The organism is Cereibacter azotoformans, assembly GCF_021391315.1.
Lineage (GTDB): Bacteria > Pseudomonadota > Alphaproteobacteria > Rhodobacterales > Rhodobacteraceae > Cereibacter_A > Cereibacter_A azotoformans.
The window spans coordinates 269,061-287,192 of record NZ_CP090023.1 but is presented as its reverse complement, the minus strand read 5'-3'; the positions used below and the strand labels follow the sequence as shown (position 1 = coordinate 287,192).

Genomic DNA, 18,132 nt, shown 5'->3' with positions numbered 1-18,132 from the left:
GATCGCCCGTATGGCGCGCTTCTACGCAATGACCGTGCCGGAGTTCCTGCCCGAGCTCGGGCTGCCCGGCCGGGATGTCTTCGATCTGGAATGGCGTCTTTCGGAAGGGGAGGGGGCCCTGATCGCTGCCCGGACGGGGCTTTCGGTTCAGGCCCTGCAGGCCATGACCTTTGGTGAGCTGATCCCCGAGGCCCGGATGATAATCCGCCGGAACTGGCATCGTTGCCCGCAGTGCTCCGGCGATGTGCAGGGCAAATCCGCGGCCCTGCCTTGGGTCTTTCGCTGTCCCCTTCACGGCGCGGACATGGAAGATGTCACAGGCGGGTCCCTTTCGGAGTTTCTGGGCGCCGGGCGGTTGGCGGCGATGGAAGCACACGCGAGGACCGGCGCCGCCCTCCTCGATGCCTGGGCCCGAGGTGACGGGCAGGATGGCCTCGGTCCGGTCGAGATGCTGGCCTTGCTGACCGCGCGTCACCGGCGCGCCTCGCCTCCCTCCGTACGCGAGCAGCCACGCATGTCGCTGCAGACGCGGCGGGACTACCACGAGTTCCTCACGACGCTGATCATCCGCCAGGTGCTGACGGTGGTCGTTCCTGAGTACGACGCGGCGGCTCCGGTGCTTGTCAAACCCGTGCGCCCCGGGTTGCACTCCCTGGCCCGGGGCTCGCCGCTGCAGGCCTTCGCCCTGGCGGTCGGGATCGGCCGCATCGCCGAGGCGCCGGTCGATCAGGCGATCGCCGTCTTTCTGAAGAGCGATGCGGACGGACAGGGGCGTGTCCAGGACGCCCTCAGATCATGGCCTCTCTCGTTGAGGCGACGCATCTCTGCCCGTCTCTGGCGTGCTCAGCACGACGAGCGCGCGCCAGATCGCCCGGAAAACCCCCGAGACGGCGCCAGTCTCAGGAATTCCGGCGCGTCCAGTCTCACGAATACCGCTCGAGAATCTCATGAACCCCGGTTCGTTTTTCAGGGAAGTGTCTGACTCTCAAGATTTCCGGTCATCCGACAGCTCCGGAGGCGCTTTTCCGGGTCTTTCCTGCATGGTCGCGTTCCTGTGGTTCTTGCGTCCGATAATGCAATCTTACCGGACATAGCGGCGGACGGCAAGCTGCGGCGCTTTTCGGCGAAATAACTGGCAGAAAGCGCCGTGGCGGGATAGGCTTGCCGCCATGACCGACGCCCGCCCCCCTGCCGCCCCCCCGATCCCGCCGCTGCCCGGCTGGATCGAAACCGCGCCGGCCGAGAGCCTCGCGACGGCGGCCTTCCGCTCCGGCGCGGCGCTCGGAACGCTGCATCTGGTGGTGCGGCAGGAGGCAATCCCCCAGGGAGTGTGGCGCGACCGGCTCGCGGTGATGGCCGCGGAGCGCTGCGCGCAGCACGCCGGACGGCGCGAGGGCGGCCGCGAGCTGCGCGATGCGCTGCATCTACTGCGCCCGGGCGATCGCCCGGGTCCGGGGGGCCTGATCCTGCGGCAATGGTCGCGGGCCGTGGCGCGGCCGCTGCCGGGGAGCGGGCTGGAAGGGATGATCGCCGACCTGCCGGCCGACCGGCTCGCCCGCGGCCTCGCGGCGGCGAGCGGGGGGCCGGTGGAGCGGGCCGCGGGGCTGCTCGCGGCCCTTCTGGCCGAGGGGCCCCGTGCCGAGGCGCCGGCGCTGATCCTCGCCGATGCGGTGCTGGCCCGGGCGCTCGGCTGGAGCCATCTGCTGCCCTGTCTCGGCCTCGCCCTGACCGCGCGGGACCTGCGGCTGCGCGGCGAGGCCCTGCAGCTCGCCTGCCACCGGGCCGTCGTGGCGGGGGCGGGGCGGGCGGTGCCGCTGGCGGCCGATCTCGCGCGGCGGGCGGAACGTCTTGCGGCCGTGGCGCCGAAGCTCCGCGCCAAGGGTGCGGGGCGGGCGGTCGAGATGTTTCTCGCCCGCGATGCTCTGGCGCCGGCGGCGCTCGATTTCATGTCCGACCGGGCGGCGCGGCGGCTCTGCGACCGGCTGGTGGAGCTCGGCGCGCTCCGCGAACTGACCGGGCGGGACACGTTCCGCCTCTACGGGCTCTGACCATGGCGCGGCGGCGGGAAGAGCCCGATCTCGACCGCGAGCTGGCGGACCTGCCGGCCGAACTGCGCTGGCGCGAATGGATGCGCCGGGTCGAGGCGGTGCTGTTCGCCTCTGCCAGCCCGGTGCCGCGCGAGGATCTGGCCCGGGTGGTGGGGCAGGGGGCCTCGGTCGATCTGCTGATCGAGGATCTGGCGGCCGATCTGGAGGATCGCCCCTACGAGGTGGCACGGGTGGGGGCAGGATGGTGGCTCCGGACGCGGCCCGCCTACGGGCCCGCGATCCGGGCGGCGGCGGATGCGGGGGGGCAGGCGCTGAACCTGGCCGAGTTCGATCTCGCGGTGCTGGCGGCCATCGCCGTTCACCAGCCGATCGGACGCGAGGGGCTCAGGGACATCTTCGGCAAGGAGATCCCCCGCGAGCTGATCGGGCGTCTGGCCGGGCGCGACCTGATCGGCACCGGCCCGCGCGAACCCCGCCGCGGCGCGCCCCACACGTTCGTCACCACCGAAGCCTTCCTCGCCGCCTTCGGCCTGGAGTCGCTGCACGATCTGGAGGAGGCCGAGCAACAGCGGGATGCCGGGCCAGCCGGGGGATGACGCCCGCAGCTGGGAGCTGCAACTGGGGGCTGCTCCGGCGCGTCCGGTGCGGGCGCAGCGGATCGGCGGCCTTGCGCCAGGTCTCGCCAGCATGTGTGCGGTCGAAGGCCTGGCGGATCTCGGCCGCGACGGCGGTGGGCTGGATCCCCGACGGTACTCATCTCGCCTGCCGCCGGGTTGTCGTGACGGGGCGGCGCGCCGGCTGGGCGATGCGGGGGGAAGCCGACGTGAGTGGCGAAGCCCGGTCGATGTGCCCCTGCCCGGCGATGTGATCACGATGCGGTATTTCGTCAGGCTGTCATGCCGGGCGAGAGCCCTACAGCTCACCGCAGAGGAAGAGGAGGCCCTGGGTCGGACCATGGCTCATGCCGTGGTCTTCACCGATGACCGCCTCGATCCGCTCGAAGCAGCCCTCAGGCATCGAGGGAGTCCCTGGAAGGGCGGGAGAAGCGGCCATCGAGAACGCCACCGAGTTTGCCTTGCCCGGAAGGCAAGACTTCACTCAAGCTTGAGCCAGTACCGGGTCGCCTTCTGCTCCCCCGTCCGGACCAGGGCTTCCTTGACCACGAGATCCCTCAGGTCCCGTGTGGCCGTGGCCGGGGGAGCTCCGGTAATGGTCATGTAGTTCTTGGCACTCAGCCCGCCGAGGAAGCCGTCCGGGCCAGCGTCGAACATGCGCAGCAGAGCCCTTTCCTGGCGGGGGTTCAGCTGGTTCCTCAACCGATCGAGCATCCGGGTCTTCGCGATCAGATGGGCAATCAGAGCCGAGGAATAGTCCTGCGCCCGCAGGACCGTGTCCGCGAACCAGACCAGCCAGGGCGTCACCTCCATCTGCCGGTTGTTCGCCTCGAGAGCGGCGTAGTAGCCCTTCCTGTCGCGTTCGATCTGCCGGGACAGGGCCACGAGGCTGGGCTGGCCCAGGCTTCGGGCCAGGCTCGTCTCACAGATGGCACGGGCTATCCGGCCGTTGCCATCCTCGAAGGGATGGATGGAGACGAACCAGAGGTGGGCCAGGCCCGCCCGAACCAGAGAGGGCAGGGGGGAGATCTGGAACCACCCAAGGAACCGATCCATCTCCGCCGCCATCCGGTCAGAGGGTGGCGCCTCGAAGTGGACCTTGGGGGCATGAATAGGACCGGAGACCACCTGCATGGCTTCAGGATGGTCACGGTAGCGCCCCACGGCCCGCAGGTCGCTCCGTCCGCGGCAGACCAGCTCATGCCATGTCCAGATCCGCTCTGTCGTGAGCGGCTCGTTCCAGCCCGTGAAGCAGTCCACCATCATCTCGGCAATGCCGCTCTCGGCCGGTCCTGCCCTCCGATCCGAGGAGAGGCCGAACTGCCGGCGGACAGAGGACTGGACGGAGGCCCGGTCCAGCACCTCACCCTCGATGGCCGAGGTCATGACAGCCTCCTCACTGAGGAGGGCGATCTTGGCCTGATCCCGCTCGGCGGCTGCCAGATGCTGCCATGCCCCGACGAGCTTCCCGGACCGCAGCAGGAACTCCCGCTCCTGCTCCACCAGAGCCTCGGGGCGGAAACGCCAATGTGGCCAGTCGGGCTGCTGCCAGTTCCACCGGACAAGCTCTTGCATGATCGATAACCCTCGCCGTTATCGATCACCCATAGGGCCTAAATTGATTGATTGCCAGCGACAGAGCCAGCCCCCTCCGGGTTCACGCCCGCAGGGCAAATGGGATCTGAGGGCAATATGGCCCTGATGGCCGGTCAGACTCCGGCTGAACAACGAGGACCTCCCCCAACAGCGTGCGGCTCCACGACAACCACCGGCGCGACGAGGGTCACGGTCTCGCCGCCAATCACCATGCGGGGATACTCGGCCCCGGTTCACCTGCGCCTGTGCCCCCATCGGCGTCTCGACCCGCCGCCGCGGCCGGATGGCCGGTGCCGGAAAGGCCGGGAAGAAGCGACACGGATACTGACACCAAGCGCCATGGGTGTCACATGCGAGCTGTGGCATCCTTGTAGAGAACATGCTGTGTGTATATGTAGTGTGTGTCCTTGGAGGTAACGATGCCGCAAGCGTCTACAGGAAAACAGCGCACGAACGTCACCCTGACAGCGGCCAATCTCGCCGCGGCACGGGAGTTGGGCCTCAACGTGTCAGCGATCAGCGACGCGGCTGTCTCGGAGGCGGTCCGAGCGGCACGGGCGCGTGCCTGGGCCGCAGAGAACGCGGAGGCGATATCCGAGCGCCGCGCCTGGATCGAGGCCAACGGCACACCGCTGGCGGATCTTCAGGTGTTGAAGGTCGACTGATGGCGCAGTTTCAGGTCTACCGAGTCCTGGGCGGGCGGCTGGTGCTCGACCTCCAGACGGACCTGATTGACACCGGTTCCCGCGTCGTCGCGCCGCTTCTCCCGGCCGCTTCCAGCCCGAAAGCGATCAGTCGGCTCGAGCCGGTGTTCACGATCGAGGGGGAGGCCCACGTTCTTCACACCGCAGAGATGGCGGCTGTTCCCTCCGGCCTGCTCAATGGGCCGCCGGTCGCGGATCTTTCCGGGTTCGACTATGAGATCCGGGGCGCTCTCGACATGCTCTTTTCCGGTTTCTGAACCTCAGGTGGGCATTGATGCAGAACTTCCGCCCGGAAGGATTCACATCACGAATACATGGCGTCAGACGGGTAGCATGAGATGACGCCGGGGGACACGTCTGATCGACGTGAAGGGCGTGGCCAAGCATTACGGCGCGGGCGAAACCCGTGTCGATGCGCTGCGCTCGGTGGACCTCCAGGTGCGGGCTGGAGAGGTGATCGCGCCGCTGGGCCCGTCAGGATCCGGCAAGACGACGCTGCTCAACATCATCGGCTGCATCCTCGCCCCTACGGCCGGACAGTTGGCACTGGACGGCGAGACGGTGTTCGATGGGCGATGGCTGCGCGACGATCTGCGGCGCCTGCGGCTGGACAAGATCGGCTTCATCTTTCAGGTACACAACCTGCTGCCCTTTCTGACAGCCAGCGAAAACGTCGCGCTGGTGCTGGACCTGGCTGGTGCGCCGCAACCATGTGCCAGGCCCGGGCACGCGAACTGCTGGACTATCTCGAGGTCAGCCACCGCGCCGGGGAAAAGCAGGCGCATCTGTCGGGCGGCGAGGCGCAGCGGGTGGCCATTGCGCGGGCGCTGGCGAACCGACCCAGGATCATCCTGGCAGATGAGCCGACCGCCGCTCTGGACAGCCAGCGGGCGCAACTGGTGATGGATCTGCTGCGCAAGCTGGCGGCCGAGATCGGGAGGCTGCTCCCCTCGGCAATGTCCGCCCTTCGCGATGGTCAGGAACTTTGGCTCCAGAGAATGAAGTCGAGCGACCGACTATCCTCATCGGCCGAAGGAAATCAACGACGAGCGGCAATGCACAAAGGGACAATTGCCTTGCACCGCGAGGTCGATCTCGCAGCCGCAGCCAAAGGCAGGTCTGGCGGGCCACGCCGCAGCATCAGAGGCCACCCGTTGAGTCCGCAAAGGGCCGAAACGGTAGCTCCCGCTCTTAGCCTCCGGCTCTTAGCCCCCATGAGCGGTGTCGGCAGTCCTGCCACGTGGTTCCTTGGCTAACCTGAACCGGTTTGCGAAGGAGAATGCTGATGACGAAGACAACCTACGTCGGGCTGGATGTTCACGCCGACACGCTCTCCGTAGCCACTGCAGACGAGGGCCGCGACAGAGAAGTCCGGTTTCCCGGGGTGATCCCGAACACGGCCGACGCCGTGCTGCGCCTGACGAAGAGGCTGAAGGCGGCGGGATCGAACCCGGTCTTCTGCTACGAAGCCGGCCCCTGCGGCTATGGTCTGCACCGGCTGCTGACGAAGCTCGGCTTCGACTGTGCCATCGTAGCGCCCGCGCTCAACCGGGCACAGAAACCTTGCAAATCCTCCATGTGATGGAGTAATTGCAGGGTATGTACCAGCGCCGGACCAGTCAGACCGTGCTATCCGCCCTCGAGAGCCAAGCGGCCGTTGTCCTTTTGGGGCCCCGGCAGGTTGGCAAGACCACTCTTGCGCTGGAGATAGCCGGGCAACGCCCGTCTGTGTATCTCGACCTGGAACGCGACGCGGATCGGCAGATCCTGACGGAGCCCGATCTTTATCTGGATGAACAGGTCGGCAAACTCGTGATTCTGGATGAGGTCCAGCAGATGCCGGACCTGTTCAAGAACCTCCGTGGGCAGATCGACATGCGACGGCGCAAAGGGGCCCGCACGGGGCAGTTCCTTCTTTTGGGGTCTGCTTCGAATGTACTGCTCCATCAATCAGCGGAGTCCCTCGCCGGGCGGGTTCGCTATATCGAGATGCCGCCTCTCCTACTGGACGAAGTAGGCCCAGAGAGGTTGAACGACCTGTGGCTGAGAGGCGGCTTCCCGGACAGCTTCCAGGCGGACAGCGACCGGGACAGCCTGATCTGGCGCGAGGATTTTCTGCGCACCTACCTGGAGCGCGATATCCCCGCACTCGGGCCGCGCATCCCGGCCGCCACACTGCGCCGCTTCTGGACGATGCTGGCGCATGCGCAGGGTGGACTGCTGAATGCAGCCGCGCTGGCCGAGGGCCTAGGTGTCTCGGGTCAGACAGTAGGACGGTACCTTGATCTGCTCGTCGACCTTATGCTGGTGCGGCGCCTGCAGCCTTGGCACGAGAATGTCGGCAAGCGCCTCGTCAAGTCGCCGAAGGTCTTCGTCAGGGATAGTGGCCTCGTCCATGCGTTGCTTAACCTGAGCTCAATGGAGAGCGTTCTGGGGCATCCGGTGGTCGGTGGGAGCTGGGAAGGGTTCTGCATCGAGACCCTGATCGCCTCCGCACCAACAGGAACCGAGCCCTTCTTCTACCGAACCGCGGCGGGGGCTGAACTTGACCTTGTTCTGCGGCTTCCCGGGGATGACATCTGGGCGATCGAGATCAAGCGCACCACCGCGCCCAAGGTGTCGCGTGGTTTTCACCTGGCGGTCGACGACATCAAGGCCGACCGAAAGATGCTGGTCTACGCCGGTGAACGGGAAGTCCCGGCAGGTGACGGCTTGCGCGCAATGCCTCTGGCTGCCGCCGTGGGTCAGTTGCGTAATCTGTAGTGCTCCACGTCCGTTCCGGACCCCTCGCGATGCTACGCCTATTTGCGCCGAGCTGGGAGACTTACCCCTCCCCTGGCAGCCAGAATGGCCCTCACCTTTCTGGACCGCATTCCTGCGCGACCTCGTGCGCCGCGGGCTCTCCGGCGTGAAGCTGGTGGTCAGCGACACGCACGAGGGCATCAAGGCCGCCACGGCCCGGGTGCTGTCCACCAGCTGGCAGCGCTGCCGGGTGGGGCTGTTGAAAAAGTCGGAACCCTCTGATTCAGTTCGTCTATGGCTGGGTTTGGGCGGGGTCGGGAATGCTGGAGCGTCGGTCTCGCGAACAACTGGAATTCTTCCTCTGCGGGTCACGGTCTCGCCGCCAATCACCATGCCGGGATACTCGGCCCTGATTCACCTGCGCCTGCGCCCCCATAGGCGTCTCGACCCGCCGCCGCGACCGGATGGCCGGTGCCGGAAAGGGACACGTCCCCGCCAGCCGCATTGGCCGGAAAGGCCGAGAAGAAGCTACGCAGGTAGATGTGGTGGTTGGGGATCTCCCCTTGCAGGCTACATCCGTTCGCAGCCCGAGCGCCCTCATTTCGGCTTGAAGCAGCACTTCGCGCCTCTCTGCCAGCCGAATGGCCTGGCGAGGCACAGTCACCGTTGAAGTAATCCGAGGCCGTATCAGCCGTTGCAAGCACCGTCGCTCAGAGGCGGCGGAAGTGTGGAGACTTAAAGATTATCATGAGATTTACTATTAAGCTCAAGCTGGTTTCAACCTTCCTGCTGGTCTTCCTGCTGATGGGGGCCGGCATGCTGCTCGGTATCGTGGATCTTCGCCACTCCAACCAGACGCTGGGTGAAATCGCACATGTTCTGGCAGCTCGCGTGGATGCCGCGCGGCAACTGGAGGTCGAGCAGGGCGAGTTCAACATCGTGCTGCGCGACTATGTCTCCGCGGCGGACGCAACAGAGCGTGCCGCCCGCAAGGAGGACATCACCCGCATCCGCGCGGCGATGAGCGCGAGCATCGACCGCCTGAACGCCCTGGCCGATGACGCCGGCCGACCGATGATCGAACGCTACAGCGAGCAGCGGAAGGTTGCGGCGGCGATCAATGATCGGGTATTTGCTCTGGCGGATACGGGGAAGGCCGTAGAAGCCTCCCGGCTTCTCGCCACCGAGTCACGGCAGGGGATGTCGGCACTCGCTGCGGAACTGAAAGCGTTTCGCGATGCCTACAGCCACCAGATGACCGCCGCGACAGAAGAGGCCGATCGAGAGTTGAGCGCGAGCGGCCTCAACCTGTCGCTCCTCGCCATTGTCGCCGTGGTTGTGGGAAGCCTCGCCGCGATGGCCGTCATCAGGTCAATCACCCGGGGCATCGGCAGTGCCCTGGACCTGTCGAAGCGGGTGGCGTCGGGCGACTTGACCACGCTTGCCGAACCGCGCGGTTCGGACGAACTCGCAGAACTTCTCCACGTCAACAACACGATGATCGTCAAGCTCCGTGAGGTGGTTGGCCGAGTGAGTTCGGCAACGGGTCAGGTCGCAGCGAACAGCCTGACAATGGCCGCCACCTCGGAACAGCTCTCGCAGGGCAGCAACGAACAGGCCTCCGCGACCGAAGAAGCCTCGGCGTCCGTCGAGCAGATGGCCTCGAACATCAAGCAGGCGGCTGGGAATGCGGGAGAGACAGAAGCCATCGCTGCGAAATCGGCCGAGGATGCCCGCGCCTCCGGCGCGGCGGTCCGGGAAGCGGTCGAGGCAATGGGAGCGATCGCCGATCGCATCTCGGTCGTTCAGGAGATCGCACGCCAGACCGATCTACTCGCCCTCAATGCCGCCGTCGAGGCTGCCCGCGCCGGAGAGCACGGACGAGGCTTCGCGGTCGTTGCATCCGAAGTCCGCAAGCTGGCCGAGCGCAGTCAACTCGCGGCGGCGGAGATCTCGACGCTCTCGGCGCGGACCGCGACCACGGCGCGTACGGCCGGGGAGATGCTGGGCCGGCTTGTGCCGGACATCGAGCGCACGTCGGGCCTCGTCTCGTCCATTTCGGCCGCATCGCGCGAACTGTCGGTTGGTGCGCAGCAGGTGGCGCTGGCAATCCAGCAACTCGATCAGGTGACACAGCAGAACACCACTTCTGCGGAGGCGCTGGCGAGCGGAGCGGCCCAACTTTCGGCTGAAGCCGAGCAACTCAAGGAAGCGGTCGCCTTCTTCCGCAGCGGTCAGGATCGAACGGAAATGTCCGTAGCAATGTCCTCCCCGGGAAGCCGCCATGCCTCCAGGCCGGTGCTCCGCGTGGTGGGGCCGGAACAGGGCTTCGGCTTCGACATGTCGGACCGCCGTCATGTCGGGTGAACTGATATCCTTGACCTACAGAAGCCGCGCCCGCCTGTCCGATCCAGAGGAGGATATTCTGAGCATCATTCGGATGAGCCGCGTGATGAACCCTCGTTTCGGGATCACCGGCATCCTGTTCTACGATGGCTTCCACTTCGTTCAGATACTTGAGGGGCCACGAAGCGGCTGCAATGAGATGTTCTCCTGCATCTCCCGCGATGCCCGCCACGAGGATATCGTGACCTTCGGGATGTTCGAGATTGAAAGGCGGCGCTTTCCCGACTGGTCCATGCGGCTGGTATCGCGTCGGGAACTGCACGCCCTCGTCCCCGAGCTGGATCTGCTCGACGTGGGGGAGCGCGAGGAAATTGCGCGGGTCCATGCCGGGATCGTCAGGAGACTGGCTCCGGCGGAGCCGGGTGTGGACAGAGCAGGCTGATCGGGAGAAGCGCTGTGCCGCTTTGCCTGAAATGGCCAAGACATCGAGCGTGCGCGGGGTTGCAAGGGCTGCGCGTCAGGCGTTGGGCGCTTGGCGATTGCGGAGGATGGCCGTAGGTGACGCAGCCTTGCGGGCTCCCGCACCGGCAATGGCGCTTTCCGATTTGTCGGAATCTTCCATTATAATGGAATAGCTGCTACGTTTGCCCCCGGCAACATGGGGAGGGGCCAGTGCCTCATTCGGTCGAGGTCGACAGGGCGGCGCGGATCGGCGCCAACATCGCCCGCGCCCGGCAGGGGCGCGGCCTCACTCTGGACCGGGCTTGCCGAGCTGAGTTGCGTGAGCCGGGCCACCATCTCGGCTCTCGAGCGCGGGCATGGCAATCCCGGCGTTCAGACCCTCTGGAGCCTGGCCGACGCTCTGGGCCTGAACTTCGCAGCCTTGCTCGGCGATGAGCCCGCGAGCGCTCTGGTGGAGGACGCGGGCGTCAGCGTCCGCCTGGTCGAGCGGCAGACAACGCCTCCGGTGATCGAGACCTACATCCTCGAACTTCCCGCCGGCGAGAGCCGACAGGCCAAGCCCCATCTTCCGGGGGTGCTCGAACATGTCGTGGTTCTGGCGGGAGAAATGCGGACCGGACCGGCCGCGCGCCCCCAGACCCTGCGCGCCGGCCAGTCCATGTCCTTCGCCGCAGATGTCGATCACATCTACGCCGCCGGAAACGCGGCCTGCCGGGCGCTCGTGAGCGTCGTCTATCCCGAGATCACGCCCGGCACGCCCGACCATGATCTTCCCTGGCCGGCCGGCGGGCCGGACTGGGACGCCGTCACGGCAATCCTGAGCCGCGCCACGGTGGAAGTGCAGAACGGCCTTGGCGTCAGCGTCACCACCTTCAGGGCCTCCCCGGTCGGCAGGATCTCCGAAGAAGGGCTCGACCGGCTTCGGCGCCATGTCGAGGGGCTCCCCGCTTCCCCCGCCGTGCGGCGCTTCCTCGTCACATCCGCGGATCCGGCGGTCATCACGCTCTATCGGGGAAGCCCGATGCGGGATCTCGGCCCCCGCCCGCAGGGACTCGCGGGTGATCTCGGCGCGCGCTGCTGGGATCTCGCCCGGCAGGCCGTGCAGCGGAGGGTCGAGGGTGACGCCGCGAGGCTTGAAGATGTCGCGCGCGCGCCAGGCACGATCATCGAGGCCGCGCTGGCGGCCGACGTGCTGACGCGCGCTGGCCGGCCGACGGTGCCCCACGGGATCAATGTGCAGGCCGCGCGAACCGGCCGGGGGGCAAGCGATGGCCGCCGCCTGCTCGAGGACCGCATCGATGTCGATGCTTGTGAGGCCTACGACCTCGTCCACCCGGCCCATGCACGCCGGGCCCTTGCCGTGGCGGGGGCCCTTCCTTCGGTCGAAGGTCTTCGCATCCTGGATGTCGGAACCGGGCCCGGTCTTCCGCTGGCCATGTTGCGTGAACTGCGTGTTCCACGGGATGGTGGGCAGGGATTCCACGGGATGATGGGCGCGGGATCCACGTGATCGTGGGCAGCGATTCCACGCGATCGTGGGCGCGCGTTCCACGGGATGGTGGGCAGTTCTGGCCGACAGTCTGAAGCTACGGTGCCCTCGTTTGAGCGAGGGAACCTGAATGCCAACGGAACGACTGTCGATGCGCCTGATACGTGATGTGCTGCGTTTGAAGCATGCCCAGAGGCTGAGCGAGCGGGCGATCGCCGCCTCGCTCGGGCTGGGCAAGGGAACCGTGGGAGCCTACTTGGGCCGGGCGCGGAAGGCCGGCCTGACATGGCCGCTTCCCGAGACATTGACCGACGACGACCTTGAGTTGCTGCTGTTCCCGGCGGCACCTTCCGTTCCGGATCACGAGCGTCCCGTGCCTGACTGGTCCGTGGTCGACAGGGAACTGCGGCGCCCCGGCGTCACGCGGGCCTTGCTCTGGGAGGAATACCGCGCGGCCCATCCCCTCGGGTTTGGCTACGCCTGGTTCTGCGAGCACTATGAGGCCTGGAAGGGCCGGGTCCGCCCCACGATGCGCCAGACGCATGTGGCCGGCGAGAAGGTCTTCGTCGACTTCGCGGGCGACACGGCCGAGCTGATCGACGCGGAGACCGGCGAGGTCCAGGCGGTGAAGCTGTTTGTCGCCGCGATGGGAGCGTCAAACTACACCTACGCGGAAGCCGTGGCATCGGAGGGCCTCGAGGACTGGATCGGCGCACATGTCCGGATGTTTGCCTTCCTGGGCGGCGTGCCGAAGGTGGTGGTGCCTGACAACCTCAAGTCGGCAGTGTTCAAGGCGGATCGGTTCGACCCGGGACTGAACCGAACCTACGCCGAGATGGCCGGCCACTACGGCACCGCTGTCCTGCCGGCGCGTCCCTACCGGCCGCGCGACAAGGCGAAGGTCGAAGTCGCGGTGCAGGTCGCGCAGCGCTGGATCCTGGCGCGTCTGCGCAATCGGCGGTTCTTCTCGCTGGCCGAGCTGAACGCTGCGATCCGGCAGCTGGTCGATGAACTGAACATGCGCGTGATGCGTGGCTACGGCGCCAGCCGTGCCGATCTCTTCGCCACCCTCGACCGACCGAACCTGCAACCGCTGCCGCCGGAGCCCTACATGTTCGCCCGCTGGAAGCGCGCCCGCATCGCACCGGATTACCACGTCGAGGTCGACAGCTGCTGGTATTCCGTGCCGTTCGGGCTGATCCGCCAGGAGGTGGATGTCCGCATCTGCGGCGGAACCGTCGAGATCTTCCACAAGGGCCAACGGGTTGCCAGCCACGCCCGCAGTTCCGGACGGCGCAGCCATGTCACGGTGCCCGAGCACATGCCCTCGGCGCATCGCCGCTACGCCGAATGGACACCGGCACGCATGCTGGCGCAGGCGGCGAAGCTCGGCCCCTCGGTTGCCGCCTTCTGTGAGGTGGTGATGGCCGATCGCCCCCACCCCGAGCAGGGATTTCGCACCTGCCTCGGCGTCCTCGCCCTCGCCAGAAGCTTCGGTCCGGCGCGTCTCGACGCGGCCTGCCGGCGAGGCCTGTCCATCCGCGCGCGTTCGGTCGCCTCGATCCGGTCGATCCTGCAGAGCGGGCTCGACCGCGCCTTTCTTGAGGAGGAGGCCGGGCAGCTTCCCCTGCAGCACCCCAACATCCGCGGCCAAGGCTACTATCATTGAAAGGAGACTGACCTTGCTGACCCATCCCACTTCCGAGCGCCTCACCGCCCTCGGGTTGACCGGCATGGCGAAGGCGCTGGACGAGCAGCGCTACGCCCCGGCCACCTTCGACAGCCTCGGCTTCGAAGAGCGGCTCGGCCTTCTGGTCGATCGCGAGGCCACCGAGCGGGACGCCAAGCGGCTGGTTGCCCGGCTCAAGTTCGCCGCCTTGCGGCAGGCCGCCTGCGTTGAGGATCTCGATCTGCGCACCCCGCGCGGCATAGACCGCACCGTGATGGCCCACTTGGTCGACGGTGCCTGGATCGCCCGCCACGAGAACCTGCTCATCACCGGCCCCACCGGCCTCGGCAAGAGCTGGATCGCCTGCGCACTCGGCCAAAAGGCCTGCCGGGACGGGCGAGTGGTAGTCTACCACCGGGTCCCGCGCCTCTTCGAAGCGCTTGCCATCGCCCGGGGCGACGGACGGCACGCCCGGATGCTCAAGGCTCTGGCGCGGACTGATCTGCTCATTCTCGACGACTGGGGACTTGCCGTCCTGACATCATTCGAGAGGCGCGACCTGCTGGAGATCCTCGAGGACCGCCACGGCCGCGGCGCTACCATCGTCACCAGCCAGCTCCCGCTCGAGCACTGGCACGAGGCCATCGGCGACCCGACGCTGGCCGACGCCATTCTGGACCGGCTCGTTCACAATGCCCACCGCCTGACGCTGGCGGGTGAAAGCATGCGTAGGCGCGCAACGAGGCTGAAACCGCTTGACCCTACCGATCAAGCCTGACTCCATGTGCGGGTCGGCCAAGCTGCCCGAGCCGTGGAACGGCTGCCCACGATGCCGTGGAATCCGTGCCCACCATCGCGTGGAATCGATGCCCATCATCCGTAGAATGCGCAGCGTGAACTCCGCCCGGACCTCTCGGCTCTCGCTGTCGATCCGAGCGAGGTGGCAGTTGCGCAGCTGAGACGCCGGTTTGCCTCGGACCCGAATGTCGAGATCCGGCAGGCGTCCGTGACCGATCTTGCACCCCCGGCGTCTCCCTTTTCCTGTGCGGTCTCGATCGGCGCGTTGCACCACCTGGATACCGCAGCCTTCCTTTCCTCCATTCGCGGACAGCTGGAGACCGGCGGATTGCTGATCGTGGCCGACGAGATGCTCGCGCCGTTCAGGACGCGGCAGGAGCGTCAGGCGGCCCTGATCCGGCACCACCTGTGGTATGTCCTCGACACGCTGGTGAGTCTTCCGAGCGGCAGCCATCCCGGGGATGTGGCGCTTGCCGAGAAGCTGCGGGAGGATCTGCCGATGGCACAGGCCCTGGCGCAGGGGGGCCGGACGGAGGCGGCGATCCGCAAGATCCGCGCTCTTCACGAGGAACTGGTCCTTGTCGAGCGTCCCGTCCTGCCCTCGCATCCTCTGGCGGTCTTCTCGCGGTTTCACCTGCTCGAGTTGCAGGCGCTGGTCGCCGGACCGGATGACGAGGTTCACCCGAAGACCTTTCCGGCGCGGTTCCTGGCCCTCGCCCGCTGCTGCGGATTCGAGCTCCGATCGCACCAGCGCCTCTACGCAACGGACGGCGACGGGGATCTTGATGCCGGCACCCATCTCTTCGTTCTGGAGGCCCTGTGATGACGGTTCTCCGCGATCTGAGGGCCGGCGCGCGGGCCGCCCTGCCCATCGCGCCGGCCTACCTGCCGGTGGCCTTCGCCCTTGGTGCGGCCTCGTCCCGGCTGGGATTCTCGGCGGCCGAAAGCGCCTTGTGGTCCTTCACGATGTTCTCGGGCGCCAACCAGGCGCTCATGCTGAGTTCGCTTTCCTCCGGGGTGCCGCTGCTGGTCATCGCGGCCCTGTGCATAGCTGCGAGCCTCCGGCACCTGCTTTACGGACTCGCCCTTGCCCCGCGGATTTCGGCCAGCCCGATCCAGCGCTCGGTCTTCGGCTACGGGCTGACCGATGAGGTCTTCGCCACCGCCCTGACGGCCGGCGAGGGACAGAGCAGGCCTCTGCGCGGCCCCTGGCTGATCGCGCTGGGGCTGACGGTGCTTCTGGTCTGGGTGGCCGGGACCGGGATGGGGAATGCCGCCGGAGATGCCCTTCAGGCCGTGTCGCCGCATCTGGCCAGCACCCTCGACTTCGCCCTCCCCGCCCTGTTCCTGGCGCTGGTTCTGGCGATGGCACGGCGATCCCTCCATCTGCCGATGCTTCTTGCGGCCAGCATCGCCGCCCTTCTTCTCGGGCTGGGCCGGCCGGAACTCGCCGTGCCCCTGGCGGCGCTGGCCGCCCTTCTCCCACGGCGGCGGACGGCATGAGCGAGATCTGGCTTGCCATCCTCGTCATCGGCATCGCCACCTATGCCACGCGGGTTGTGCCCCTGCTCTGGGATCGCTGGATGCCGCTGGCCGCCGCGCGCGGCGGGTGGCTTGATCGTCTCGGCCCCTGTCTCATCGCCGCCATGGCGGCGAGCGTCATCCTGCCGCCCTTCCTGACTGCGGAGGCGGCGCTCGATATCCTGCCCGAGCTCGCAGGCCTGCTGGCGGTCGCCGCGGTGATGCGGCTGCGCGCGGATCCTGGCCTCGCCACGCTGGGAGGGATGGCCGCATACTATCTGGCCGGGTGAATGCAGTAGCGTCGTGACCTTCAGCCCCGGGCGCGATCGGGGCTTCCGGACAACCCTCTCCAAGCAGACAGCAGAAGATTTGCCGGTGGCAAGGTTCTCCGGAAAAAGGGTGATCAGCTTTTCATCCGATCGATCGGACCAGCATCGGCTTCTCGCCCGGTCGGGACGGGGGAAGGGCACCGCAAGGAGATCCCCGAGCTGATCGGTGGCCGAACGACCTGATCGATGAATCGGGAACGGCTCCAGTTCCCTTGCAGCCACGCCCCCGAGGGGACAATTTTGTTGACTAAATATTTGAATAAAATGATTTTGGTACCGCAATGATATCATTGTCAGCATGTGATACCAAAATGATGAATTACAGTGACTTGGATGCGAGGACTGTGCGTGAGCGGATCGACATGGCGCAGTTGTGGGACGCTTGGATCGCGGCTGATGATCTGCGCCGGCACAGCTTTCGAGGATCTGTCGGCTGGGAGGTCAGGAACGGGCGGGACTACCTGTACAGCAGAAAACGCGGTGTGGTGAAATCCCTCGGGCCCCGCAGCCCGGACACCGAGCGGATCCACCTGGCCTTCCATCAGGGTCGGGATGCCAACAAGGCCCGCTTGGCATCCCTTTCTGCGGAGATGAACCAACAGGCCGCGGTGCTGCGTGCCCTGAATGCAGGGCGGCTTCCCATCATGGCCGCGCGAACGCTGCGGGCCCTGCGGATTCACGACAAGAGTGCCACGATCCGGGTCATTGGAACCAACGCGCTCTACGCGTATGAGAGTCTTGCCGGGGTCATGTTCAACTCCGCATCCACTGCGACCGGTGACGTCGATATCCCTGTCGATGACCGGAACCGTCTGCGGCTCCTGACCGAGACGGATGAGCGGATCGGTCTGACGCGACTGGTGCAGCGGACCGTGGACAAGAGCTTCCAGTCCCGCGGCACGATGGAGTTCCGGCTGACCAACGACAAGGGCTACATGATCGAGTTCCTTCGACCGGAGCCCCCGCCGATATACCGCTCAATGCCCGGCGCCGATCCTCTGGAGGCCGGAGATATCCGTCCAGCTCCCATCGCGGGACTGCAGTGGCTGGTCAACGCTCCGGCGGTCGACGTGGTCGTTCTTGACGAGAGGGGCTTCCCTGCTCCCATGCGGTGTCCCGATCCTCGGTACTGGGCGGTCCACAAGCTCTGGCTGTCCGCCCGGGAAACCCGGGAGCCGCAGAAGAAGATACGGGATCGACAGCAGGCAGATGTCATGGCGAAACTCATCGGCGACAAGCTCCCGCAGCTTCCGTTCGACGAGCGCTTCCGGCGGATGCTGCCACGTGAGCTGGCAAGGATGCTGGAGCCGTCACCCATCGCGACGAGAACCAATCCCTCCTGGTAGCACGGGTTACGAGGGCTGGCTCCGATCAATTCACCGGTTCGATCGCTTCACGCTCGAGTTCCATCAGCCGCCCACCCATATGCCCGACAGCGATGACCGGGCCTCAATCGTCTGGCGGCGCGCTGGTTCTCGGCCCCGCATTTCGGCCTGACCTCGCAAGGAGAGTGGATTGCGGATGAACGGGTCGGACGCGGGATACGCGCTCGCCGACGATGGACCCGAAAGGGTTCAGGTGATGTTTTCGGGATTTATTGCGTTGGTAATGTTTTTGGTATATTCTCGATTTTCTACATATATATCACTCTGCAGGTCGCATGTGCAGCCACATGTTCTCCGTGACGCCACAAGTCTGAACCAGGCTCTGCGAAGCCGCCGCAGGGAACTGGGGCTGACTCAGGAGGAGCTGGGCCGGCGTGCAGGTCTGGCGGCCAAGCATGTCTCGCGCATTGAGAGCGGCACCCATGAACC

16 protein-coding genes and 4 pseudogenes are annotated in these 18,132 nt (G+C 66.6%); 19 read left to right on the top strand and 1 reads right to left on the bottom strand.

The window, feature by feature from the left end; all coding sequences use genetic code 11:
- Window positions 1–10: 10 nt before the first annotated feature.
- The 3 genes from LV780_RS20785 (at window position 11) to scpB (ending at window position 2,644) form a co-directional block, all read left to right on the top strand.
- Window positions 11–982, top strand: coding sequence for a TniQ family protein (locus LV780_RS20785; protein ID WP_233864270.1), 972 nt, complete (start codon window positions 11–13; stop codon window positions 980–982).
- A gap of 187 nt (window positions 983–1,169) precedes the next feature.
- On the top strand, window positions 1,170–2,048 hold the full coding sequence (locus tag LV780_RS20780; RefSeq protein WP_011910858.1) for a DUF1403 family protein: 879 nt from the start codon (window positions 1,170–1,172) through the stop codon (window positions 2,046–2,048).
- A gap of 2 nt (window positions 2,049–2,050) precedes the next feature.
- On the top strand, window positions 2,051–2,644 hold the full coding sequence (scpB, locus tag LV780_RS20775; protein WP_011910859.1) for an SMC-Scp complex subunit ScpB: 594 nt from the start codon (window positions 2,051–2,053) through the stop codon (window positions 2,642–2,644).
- A gap of 498 nt (window positions 2,645–3,142) precedes the next feature.
- On the opposite strand, the gene LV780_RS20770 is transcribed toward scpB, so the two are convergent.
- A complete protein-coding gene (locus tag LV780_RS20770; RefSeq protein WP_011910860.1) occupies window positions 3,143–4,237 on the bottom strand; it encodes a Fic family protein in 1,095 nt (364 codons plus the stop codon).
- Between the two features lie 440 nt (window positions 4,238–4,677).
- Between LV780_RS20770 and LV780_RS20765 the strand changes: the two genes are divergently transcribed.
- The 16 genes and pseudogenes from LV780_RS20765 to LV780_RS20690 form a co-directional block, all read left to right on the top strand.
- Entirely contained in the window at window positions 4,678–4,923 is a 246-nt protein-coding gene (locus tag LV780_RS20765; protein ID WP_044249738.1) for a type II toxin-antitoxin system CcdA family antitoxin, read from the top strand.
- Window positions 4,923–5,219 (top strand): CcdB family protein, encoded by a 297-nt coding sequence (locus LV780_RS20760; RefSeq protein ID WP_117345272.1) that lies wholly within the window; start codon window positions 4,923–4,925, stop codon window positions 5,217–5,219. Before LV780_RS20765 ends, LV780_RS20760 begins: the two co-directional genes overlap by 1 nt.
- 109 nt (window positions 5,220–5,328) lie before the next feature.
- Window positions 5,329–6,218 (top strand): annotated as a pseudogene (locus LV780_RS22045) (ABC transporter ATP-binding protein).
- A gap of 29 nt (window positions 6,219–6,247) precedes the next feature.
- A pseudogene (locus LV780_RS20750) lies at window positions 6,248–6,508 on the top strand (IS110 family transposase); the annotation flags it as partial.
- A 53-nt stretch (window positions 6,509–6,561) separates the two neighbouring features.
- Window positions 6,562–7,725 carry an ATP-binding protein gene (locus LV780_RS20745; RefSeq protein WP_117345271.1) on the top strand — a complete coding sequence of 388 codons (1,164 nt, stop codon included), beginning with the start codon at window positions 6,562–6,564 and terminating at the stop codon, window positions 7,723–7,725.
- Between the two features lie 94 nt (window positions 7,726–7,819).
- A pseudogene (locus tag LV780_RS20740) lies at window positions 7,820–7,957 on the top strand (transposase); the annotation flags it as partial.
- Window positions 7,958–8,451: 494 nt separating this feature from the next.
- A complete protein-coding gene (locus LV780_RS20735; RefSeq protein WP_117345270.1) occupies window positions 8,452–10,071 on the top strand; it encodes a methyl-accepting chemotaxis protein in 1,620 nt (539 codons plus the stop codon).
- Window positions 10,061–10,492 carry a BLUF domain-containing protein gene (locus LV780_RS20730; protein WP_108222394.1) on the top strand — a complete coding sequence of 144 codons (432 nt, stop codon included), beginning with the start codon at window positions 10,061–10,063 and terminating at the stop codon, window positions 10,490–10,492. Before LV780_RS20735 ends, LV780_RS20730 begins: the two co-directional genes overlap by 11 nt.
- Before the next feature lie 339 nt (window positions 10,493–10,831).
- The gene (locus tag LV780_RS20725) at window positions 10,832–12,022 is read left to right on the top strand and encodes a helix-turn-helix domain-containing protein (RefSeq protein WP_181969657.1); all 1,191 of its coding nucleotides are present in this window, start codon (window positions 10,832–10,834) and stop codon (window positions 12,020–12,022) included.
- A gap of 109 nt (window positions 12,023–12,131) precedes the next feature.
- The gene (gene istA / locus LV780_RS20720; protein WP_117345026.1) at window positions 12,132–13,670 is read left to right on the top strand and encodes an IS21 family transposase; all 1,539 of its coding nucleotides are present in this window, start codon (window positions 12,132–12,134) and stop codon (window positions 13,668–13,670) included.
- A 13-nt stretch (window positions 13,671–13,683) separates the two neighbouring features.
- Window positions 13,684–14,448 carry an IS21-like element helper ATPase IstB gene (gene istB / locus LV780_RS20715; RefSeq protein WP_117345027.1) on the top strand — a complete coding sequence of 255 codons (765 nt, stop codon included), beginning with the start codon at window positions 13,684–13,686 and terminating at the stop codon, window positions 14,446–14,448.
- 162 nt (window positions 14,449–14,610) lie between these two features.
- Window positions 14,611–15,291: a class I SAM-dependent methyltransferase gene (locus LV780_RS20710; protein WP_117345268.1), complete on the top strand. Its 681-nt coding sequence runs from the start codon at window positions 14,611–14,613 to the stop codon at window positions 15,289–15,291.
- Window positions 15,291–15,971, top strand: coding sequence for an AzlC family ABC transporter permease (locus tag LV780_RS20705; protein ID WP_011910863.1), 681 nt, complete (start codon window positions 15,291–15,293; stop codon window positions 15,969–15,971). The genes LV780_RS20710 and LV780_RS20705 overlap by 1 nt, the downstream gene beginning before the upstream one ends.
- On the top strand, window positions 15,968–16,279 hold the full coding sequence (locus tag LV780_RS20700; protein WP_011910864.1) for an AzlD domain-containing protein: 312 nt from the start codon (window positions 15,968–15,970) through the stop codon (window positions 16,277–16,279). The genes LV780_RS20705 and LV780_RS20700 overlap by 4 nt, the downstream gene beginning before the upstream one ends.
- 350 nt (window positions 16,280–16,629) lie before the next feature.
- Complete coding sequence (locus tag LV780_RS20695) at window positions 16,630–17,664, top strand: GSU2403 family nucleotidyltransferase fold protein (RefSeq protein WP_117345267.1); 1,035 nt, start codon at window positions 16,630–16,632, stop codon at window positions 17,662–17,664.
- A 175-nt stretch (window positions 17,665–17,839) separates the two neighbouring features.
- Window positions 17,840–18,121 (top strand): annotated as a pseudogene (locus LV780_RS20690) (helix-turn-helix domain-containing protein); the annotation flags it as partial.
- Window positions 18,122–18,132 lie beyond the last annotated feature (11 nt).

Bases quoted from the DNA above. Each gene is read 5' to 3' on its own strand.
- LV780_RS20785 (WP_233864270.1), top strand. From the start codon at position 11: ATGGCGCGCTTCTACGCAATGACCGTGCCGGAGTTCCTGCCCGAGCTC.
- LV780_RS20780 (WP_011910858.1), top strand. From the start codon at position 1,170: ATGACCGACGCCCGCCCCCCTGCCGCCCCCCCGATCCCGCCGCTGCCC.
- scpB (WP_011910859.1), top strand. From the start codon at position 2,051: ATGGCGCGGCGGCGGGAAGAGCCCGATCTCGACCGCGAGCTGGCGGAC.
- LV780_RS20770 (WP_011910860.1), bottom strand. From the start codon at position 4,237: ATGCAAGAGCTTGTCCGGTGGAACTGGCAGCAGCCCGACTGGCCACAT.
- LV780_RS20765 (WP_044249738.1), top strand. From the start codon at position 4,678: ATGCCGCAAGCGTCTACAGGAAAACAGCGCACGAACGTCACCCTGACA.
- LV780_RS20760 (WP_117345272.1), top strand. From the start codon at position 4,923: ATGGCGCAGTTTCAGGTCTACCGAGTCCTGGGCGGGCGGCTGGTGCTC.
- LV780_RS20745 (WP_117345271.1), top strand. From the start codon at position 6,562: ATGTACCAGCGCCGGACCAGTCAGACCGTGCTATCCGCCCTCGAGAGC.
- LV780_RS20735 (WP_117345270.1), top strand. From the start codon at position 8,452: ATGAGATTTACTATTAAGCTCAAGCTGGTTTCAACCTTCCTGCTGGTC.
- LV780_RS20730 (WP_108222394.1), top strand. From the start codon at position 10,061: ATGTCGGGTGAACTGATATCCTTGACCTACAGAAGCCGCGCCCGCCTG.
- istA (WP_117345026.1), top strand. From the start codon at position 12,132: ATGCCAACGGAACGACTGTCGATGCGCCTGATACGTGATGTGCTGCGT.
- LV780_RS20705 (WP_011910863.1), top strand. From the start codon at position 15,291: ATGACGGTTCTCCGCGATCTGAGGGCCGGCGCGCGGGCCGCCCTGCCC.
- LV780_RS20700 (WP_011910864.1), top strand. From the start codon at position 15,968: ATGAGCGAGATCTGGCTTGCCATCCTCGTCATCGGCATCGCCACCTAT.
- LV780_RS20695 (WP_117345267.1), top strand. From the start codon at position 16,630: ATGATGAATTACAGTGACTTGGATGCGAGGACTGTGCGTGAGCGGATC.